The sequence below is a fragment of the uncultured Campylobacter sp. genome, from assembly GCF_937949835.1.
Classification (GTDB): Bacteria; Campylobacterota; Campylobacteria; order Campylobacterales; family Campylobacteraceae; genus Campylobacter_B.
Genome location: NZ_CALEDC010000279.1, coordinates 1 through 4,803, shown reverse-complemented (window position 1 = coordinate 4,803; position 4,803 = coordinate 1). Strand labels below are relative to the sequence as shown.

The 4,803-nt window shown below is 44.7% G+C and carries 7 protein-coding genes; 1 reads left to right on the top strand and 6 read right to left on the bottom strand.

The window, feature by feature from the left end; genetic code table 11:
- Positions 1-530 precede the first annotated feature (530 nt).
- From Q0256_RS06285 to Q0256_RS06260, 6 genes are all read right to left on the bottom strand, one after another.
- Positions 531-1,529 carry a beta-ketoacyl-ACP synthase III gene (locus tag Q0256_RS06285; RefSeq protein WP_297961245.1) on the bottom strand — a complete coding sequence of 333 codons (999 nt, stop codon included), beginning with the start codon at positions 1,527-1,529 and terminating at the stop codon, positions 531-533.
- Positions 1,526-2,524, bottom strand: coding sequence for a phosphate acyltransferase PlsX (gene plsX / locus Q0256_RS06280; protein WP_297961242.1), 999 nt, complete (start codon positions 2,522-2,524; stop codon positions 1,526-1,528). The genes Q0256_RS06285 and plsX overlap by 4 nt, the downstream gene beginning before the upstream one ends.
- A gap of 4 nt (positions 2,525-2,528) precedes the next feature.
- Positions 2,529-2,675: a 50S ribosomal protein L32 gene (gene rpmF / locus Q0256_RS06275; RefSeq protein WP_005871250.1), complete on the bottom strand. Its 147-nt coding sequence runs from the start codon at positions 2,673-2,675 to the stop codon at positions 2,529-2,531.
- A gap of 18 nt (positions 2,676-2,693) precedes the next feature.
- A complete protein-coding gene (locus tag Q0256_RS06270; RefSeq protein WP_297961239.1) occupies positions 2,694-3,047 on the bottom strand; it encodes a hypothetical protein in 354 nt (117 codons plus the stop codon).
- Between the two features lie 9 nt (positions 3,048-3,056).
- Positions 3,057-3,470 carry a nucleoside-diphosphate kinase gene (gene ndk / locus Q0256_RS06265; RefSeq protein ID WP_177388469.1) on the bottom strand — a complete coding sequence of 138 codons (414 nt, stop codon included), beginning with the start codon at positions 3,468-3,470 and terminating at the stop codon, positions 3,057-3,059.
- 107 nt (positions 3,471-3,577) lie between these two features.
- Positions 3,578-3,862 carry a DUF362 domain-containing protein gene (locus tag Q0256_RS06260; protein WP_005871245.1) on the bottom strand — a complete coding sequence of 95 codons (285 nt, stop codon included), beginning with the start codon at positions 3,860-3,862 and terminating at the stop codon, positions 3,578-3,580.
- Positions 3,863-4,042: 180 nt separating this feature from the next.
- On the opposite strand from Q0256_RS06260, the gene Q0256_RS06255 reads away from it, so the two are divergent.
- Complete coding sequence (locus Q0256_RS06255; protein WP_297961236.1) at positions 4,043-4,639, top strand: peroxiredoxin; 597 nt, start codon at positions 4,043-4,045, stop codon at positions 4,637-4,639.
- Positions 4,640-4,803 lie beyond the last annotated feature (164 nt).

Genomic DNA, 4,803 nt, shown 5'->3' with positions numbered 1-4,803 from the left:
TGTACTCATGACATAGCGTCCCTTATTGTTCCATTCGTAGTATTTGATTTAAATTTACCGGCGTTTATGCTAAATTTCAAATCTAAGGCAATTTGATGCTTGCTGTTGTGAGCGTTTTGGTATTTGAATTTTATTCTACAGCCTATGTGTAGGTCGCTCAAAAGATCCACATACGCCGCCCGTAAAAATCCTTGCCGAGCTTTGCAGCAAATTACAAGCCGTTAATGTATAGAATCAGCTGAAATTAACACCCATTTAGGCTATCGCATATTTGATTTCTTTTATATTCTAAAAGCCCGCCGCCAAAAAGCAACAGACCTAAGACTAACGTCGTTTTACTATCTCACGCAGAAGCCGATATGCAAACTACCCAAGATCATAATAATATGCTTTTAATCGCAAACGCTTCATTTTAAAATTTTGAAACCTAACTCGGAATAAATATAAATTTGAAATTAGTTTTGTAAATAAGCTTGGAATTTTAACTCTTAAATATAGCGAAATTCAAAGATAATAAAATTTAAAAAGCGCTAGTTTGTGCTCTTACCGCCAAATTTCAAAAGCGCGCTGCCCCACGTAAAGCCGCCGCCGAACGCATCCAAAAGCATAAGCGAGCCGTTTTTGAGCCTGCCGCTCTCGTAAGCGTCATTTATCGCCATCGGGATCGACGCCGAGCTCGTGTTGCCGTATTTACCGATCGTAAGCACGCACTGCTCATCGCTAAATTCCAGTCTAGCCTTGACCGCCTCGATAATGCGCAAATTTGCCTGATGCGGGATGAAAAGATCGACCTGCTCGGGCGAAATTTTATTTTTCTCCAAAATCTCCACGACATCGTTGCTAAGCGTCGGTACCGCGATTTTAAAGACCTCGCGCCCAGCCATCTGCATGAAGCCCAGCTTTTCGTCGATGATTTTTTGGCTGAGTGGATTGACGCTGCCTGGGGCTGCGGTGATGAGAAGATCGCCCTTGCTGCCGTCGCTAGCGGTATGAATGTCGATGATTTCGTTATCGTCACGCGCCGCGATAACCGCAGCGCCCGCGCCGTCGCCGAAAAGTATGCACGTAGCACGGTCGCTCCAATCGACTATCGAGCTTAACTTTTCCGTGCCGATTATCAATACGTGTTTTTTAGCACCGCTTTCGATGAGGGATTTTGCAAGCTCTAAAAGATAGATGAAGCCCGTACAGGCGGCATTTATATCAAATGCCGTGATGCCGAAATTTAAGCCCAGTTTATCTGCGATGACACACGCAGTCGAGGGCATACAGAAATAATCGGGCGAGATCGTGGCGCAGATTATCGCATCGATCTCGTTTTTTTGCAACCCGCTACGCTCGATCGCAAGCGCTGCAGCCTTCATGCCCAAATCGCTAGTACTCTCGCCCTTCGCGATACGGCGCTCATGAATGCCTGTTCGCTTGACGATCCATTCATCAGTCGTTTCAACCATTTTTTCAAGATCGAAATTAGTTAAAATTTGACTCGGTGCGTATGCTGCGATCGAGATCATCGAGGCTTTTTTCATTTTTGCTCGTTTGAAGAAATTTCGCTTTCTATCGCGGAGTTGATTTTAGAATCTGCAAATTTAAGCGCCTGAAAGATCGCGTTTTTAACGGCTTTCGGGGTGCTTTTGCCGTGGCTTATGATGACGCATTCTTTGACGCCTAAAAGTGGCGCGCCGCCGTATTCGTCATAATCCGTACTTTTTTTGATAATTTTAAAGACGCGCTTCATCAAGATGGAGCCTGCGATGGCGATCGGGGATTTTTTAGTTTCGTTTTTAATAAGTTTGCCGATAGCGCTTGCGACACCTTCGCTGGATTTTAGCATAATGTTGCCGATAAATCCGTCGCAAACTACGACATCCACGGAGCCGTCAAAAATTTGATTGCCTTCTACATTACCGATAAAATTTTGCATCTTCTTAAGCATATGAAAGGTTTCTTTTGTTACCTCGTTGCCTTTACTATCCTCCTCGCCGTTGGATAATAAGCCGATGCGTGGTGCGTTTAAACCCATAATCTCCTTGGCGTATGCTTCGCCCATAATCGCGAATTGAAACAAATTCTCTGGCTTACAATCCACATAAGCGCCCACATCAAGCACCAACGTGCGTCCACCTATGGAATTTGGCATCAGCGTAGCAATCGCCGGGCGCAAGATACCTTTGAGCCTTCCTATGCGAAGCGTCGCAAGGCTCATCGTAGCGCCGCTATGTCCTGCTGATACCACGGCTTTGCAAGTGCCGTCTTTTACTAGATCGACCGCTTTAAAGATGCTGCTTTCTTTGCGTTTAAGAGCGTCCGTTGCGCCCTCTTTCATCTCGAAAACTTCGCTTGCAGCTACGTAAGTGATATATTTCTCAAGACCTTGATCTTGTGGAATAAAAGGCTTGATTTGCGCTTCGTCGCCTACCAAAAACGCATTAAATTTACGCTCTCGCAGCGCATCTACAACTCCGTTTATTATCGGCTCGCAGCCGAAATCACCGCCCATCGCGTCTATAGCAACGGAAATCATCGGATTAATATTCGCCCGTAGTTTTGTTTATTCTATGCGGAATTTTCCAGCTTCCGTCTTTATCTTTGACGGGAATCGGAAGGGTCACTTTGTAGTGAGTGCGTCTTTTTGCCGCACGAGTTTTACTAACTCTTCGCTTTGGAACTGCCATTTTTTCTCCTTTATAAATTTAGTTCTTGCATTCTTCGCAATAAAAATAGTCGCTTTTGAAAGCTTCCGTTTCGCTTCTTAAAATTTCATCCAGATCAACTTCGGCGCCGAAAAACTCCATAACGTCCAAGCTCTCGTGCCTTTCGTCGTTAAAAACGCCTTCGCTTAAAAGCAAATTTACGCTCTCGCTCACGTCAAGATCAAATTCTTTGCCGCAACGGTCACAAATGTATGGAATTTTGCCCTTAATTTCGCCCTTGCACTCGATAAACTTAGAGTCTTTTCGTTTTAAATTTCCGCTAAGCTTAAGCCCGTCCCTCGAAATTTCAAACGGCACGGGCGATGCGGAAATTTTAGCAAAAGCGATCTTCACGCGGCACTCTTAGCAAATTTCTCTTTTTGCAAAGAAAAATGCGATCTCGGTTTTTGCGTTTTCTAGGCTGTCGCTGCCGTGAACGGCGTTAGCGTCGATGCTGTCCGCAAAGTCTGCTCTGATCGTGCCTTTATCCGCTTTTTTCGGATCGGTAGCGCCCATTAGCGCGCGATTTTTAGCTACGGCATCATCGCCTTCTAGCACCATTACGACCACCGGGCCGCTAGTCATAAACTCAATCAGATCCTTATAAAAAGGGCGATCCTTGTGAATTTCATAAAATTTACCCGCATCTTCGGCGCTTAGGCATAATTTTTTAGCCGCTGCGATTCTTAGTCCGTGGCTTTCGAAACGATCGATAATTTTGCCGATAACGCCCTTTTTAACGGCATCAGGCTTAATAATAGAAAGCGTTTGCTGCATATAATCTCCTTAAAGTGAAAGGCGGATTGTATCGAAAAATAGGTTAAAATTTATTTAAGGATTGAATGAATTAAAATTCCGCGCATTTGATCGCGGAATTTTATCTGCTAAGCAAATACCGGGGTATCTCCGCTGCGTAGATCCGCACCTATACTATCCCTGCTAGGTTGACCCGCTACGATGTCGCTCCAGACGATACAGCCGTCGGTCGGACAGGCGCTAGCGCAAGCCGGCTCGTCGTTGTAGCCCACGCACTCGACGCATTTATCGGCGTATACGTAGTAGCTATCCTCGCCGCTTGGGTTATCGCTATCGTCAACGATCGCATTTACCGGGCACTCGTCGATGCATGAGCCGCAGCTAATGCAAATATCGGTGATTTTTACAGCCATTGTTTCTCCTTTATCAAAAAATGAAGCGTGATGATAACATACTAAATTTAAAAAATGATAAAATTTAATATTATCAAGCAAATAAATTTTATTATATAAAAATTTTCATCAAATTTCAGCAAATATAAAGTTTTAAAATGTATAATCGCCATCATAAATTTTATTAACAAGGAGAAACAAATGATAGTAACCAACAAAGCCGTTGATTTCACGGCAACTGCGGTTTTAGGCAACAACGAAATAGTCGAGGATTTCAACCTCTATAAAAATATCGGCGAAAAAGGCGCGGTCGTATTCTTTTATCCAAAAGATTTTACCTTCGTCTGCCCGAGCGAGATCATCGCATTCGATCACAGATATCAAGATTTTAAATCCAAGGGCATCGAAGTTATCGGCGTTAGCTGCGATAGCGAGTTTACCCACCTTGCGTGGAAAAACACTCCGGTAAACGCAGGCGGTATCGGCAAAGTGCAGTTCCCACTCGTCTCAGACATCACGAAGGACATCGCGCGCAGCTTTGACGTGCTGTTTGGCAACGCCGTAGCGCTTCGCGGCAGCTTTCTACTTGACAAAGACGGCACCGTTCGCCACGCTGTCATCAACGACCTACCACTCGGCAGAAACATCGACGAGATGCTAAGAATGGTCGATACGATGCTATTTACCAACGAGTACGGCGAGGTTTGCCCTGCAGGTTGGCACAAAGGCGACGCAGGAATGAAAGCAGATCCTAAGGGCGTCGCAGAGTATCTAGACAAAAACGCGAGCAAACTATAATTTGTGAAATTCTTCACGCGAGCGTACGAATTCTAGCCGTATAAGGTTGAAATTCAGCCTTGCACGGGCTATTAAAGCCTGCAAAGCTTTCTAAATTCCGCTGCCAAAATTTTAAGTCGCGGCGGCGGAATTCCAAAAATTCCAAAAATTCCAAAAATTCCAAA